Source organism: Rhodovulum sp. PH10, assembly GCF_000293785.1.
Classification (GTDB): domain Bacteria; phylum Pseudomonadota; class Alphaproteobacteria; order Rhizobiales; family Xanthobacteraceae; genus Rhodoplanes.
The window spans coordinates 1-2,156 of the sequence record NZ_AKZI01000217.1 but is presented as its reverse complement, the minus strand read 5'-3'; the positions used below and the strand labels follow the sequence as shown (position 1 = coordinate 2,156).

Here is a 2,156-nt window from a genome sequence, read left to right as displayed (position 1 = left end):
CGAGCAGAATTTCGATCAGCTCCGCACCTCGCTCGCGATCGCCCGCCGCCATCTCGTGGCGGCCGAGGCCGACACCGCCTTCGGCCTGTCGGTGCGCATCGAGCCGGCCCACCGCGCCGCCTGCGCCGAGGCCGGGCTCAACGCGCTGGTCGCCTCCTTCGGCATCGCCGAGCACGAGCGCGCGGTGATCGACGCGCTCGCCCGGCTCGACGGCGTGACGGCCTTCGCGCTGGTGAAGGGCAACCGGCTCGGCCTGACCGGCGAGACGACGCCCGACCTCGCCGGCTTCGATCTCGACGCCTTCCTCGAAAGCCTGTCGCCCGCGCCGTCGATCTTCGTGCGCCACACCGTCGGCATGGTCGACGCGCTGACGCGCGCCGAGACCGCCGGCAAGCGGCTCGACGACGGCTTGCCGGAAAGCCTCGAGGAGGTGATCGCGGCCTATGGCCACAAGCACTTCAAGCTGAAGGTGTCGGGCCATGCCGACGCCGACATCGAGCGCCTGTCCGCCATCGCTGCGGTGCTCGACCGGATCGCCGAGCCCTATGTCGTCACCCTCGACGGCAACGAGCAGTACCAGACGGTCGACGCTGTGGTCGATCTTTGGCGACGGATCGGCGAGGAGCCGCGGCTCGCCCGGATGAAGGCGTCGACGCTGCATATCGAGCAGCCGATCGGTCGGGCGCACGCGATGAGCGAGCCGGTGCAGGCGCTCGCCCGCCTGATCCCGGTCGAGGTCGACGAATCGGACTGCGACATCGGCGTCTTCCCGGCCGCCCGCGCACTCGGCTACCGCGGCATCTCGGCGAAGTCGTGCAAGGGTTTTTATCGCGCGCTCCTGAACCGGGCGAGGGTCGCCCGGTGGAACGCCGAGGAAGGCACCGCCACGTCGTTCATGTCCGCCGAGGATCTCACCACCCAGGCCGGCGTCGCGGTGCAGCAGGATCTCGCGCTCGCCACGCTGGTCGGCGTCACCCACGTCGAGCGCAACGGCCACCACTATGTCGACGGCATGGCCGGCGCCTCCGACGACGAGCAGACGCGCTTCCTCGACGCCCATCCCGATCTCTACCGGCGCAGCAATGGTCGCGTGCGCCTGGCGATCCGCGACGGCGCCGTTTCGCTCGGCTCGCTCGCCACCGTTCCCGGCCTCGCGGTCGGCCCGTCCCCCGATTGGAGGTCGATGCGTCCCCATCCGGTCTGACGAGCCGCGACGTCGATTCCCCCGCCTCGGGGCGGCTTCGTCTTTTCGCCGCCCCCGTTTCGACGACCAAGCACCTTGTGCACCGGCCGCAAGAGCCGGGCCGAACAAGACGACGTTCGATCGAACATCAGAAACGATCAGGAGAGACAACGAATGATTCGGAAGCTTCTCTCGGCGACCGCCATCGCCGTGCTCGCCATGTCGGGCGCGGCCTCGGCAGAGAACTATCCGTGGAAGCCGACCAAGCCGATCACCGTGGTGGTGCCGTGGGGCGCCGGCGGCTCGACGGACCAGGTCGTGCGGCTGCTCGCCAAGGAGATCGAGTCCGCGATCGGCCAGACCGTGGTGGTGGTCAACCAGCCGGGCGCGTCCGGCTCGATCGGCACCAAGTCGGTGCTCGAGGGCGACAAGGACGGCTACACCTGGACCTCCGGCGCCGCCAAGGATCTGGGCACCTACTCCGTCACCGGCCTGCTCGGCACCAAGGCGAGCGACTGGCACCTCTATCTCGGCGTGATCAACGCCTCGGTGTTCGGCGTCAACAGCAAGGCGCCCTACAAGACCCTCGAGGACGTCATCCAGGCGATGAAGGCCAAGCCGAACACGGTGACTGTCGCCACCGCCGGCATCAACTCCTCGGGCGGCTCGGCGCTCGGCGCCTTCTCGCAGGCGGCCGACGTGCAGGCCCGTCAGGTCACCTACGACGGCGGCAACCCGGCGGTGATCGCCACCGCCGGCGGCGAGACCGCGGCCACCACCCAGCTCGCCGTCGAGCAGGCCGAGATGATCCGCGCCAAGCGCATCCGTCCGCTCGCGGTGTTCAGCTCCAAGCCGCTCCAGCTCGACGGCTTCGGCACCATCCCGCCGCTCGGCACGATCGTTCCGAAGTACAAGCCGACCGACAACTATTTCGGCATCTTCGTCCCGAAGGGCGTGCCGAAGGAGGTCACCG

Annotated in this window: 2 protein-coding genes; both read left to right on the top strand. The window is 69.4% G+C overall.

Features of this window, described 5'->3' with window-relative positions; translation table 11 throughout:
• A partial coding sequence (locus tag A33M_RS21615; protein ID WP_040622561.1) for a hypothetical protein occupies positions 1-1,204 on the top strand: 1,204 nt, incomplete at its 5' end.
• A gap of 153 nt (positions 1,205-1,357) precedes the next feature.
• A partial coding sequence (locus tag A33M_RS21610) for a Bug family tripartite tricarboxylate transporter substrate binding protein (RefSeq protein WP_040622558.1) occupies positions 1,358-2,156 on the top strand: 799 nt, incomplete at its 3' end.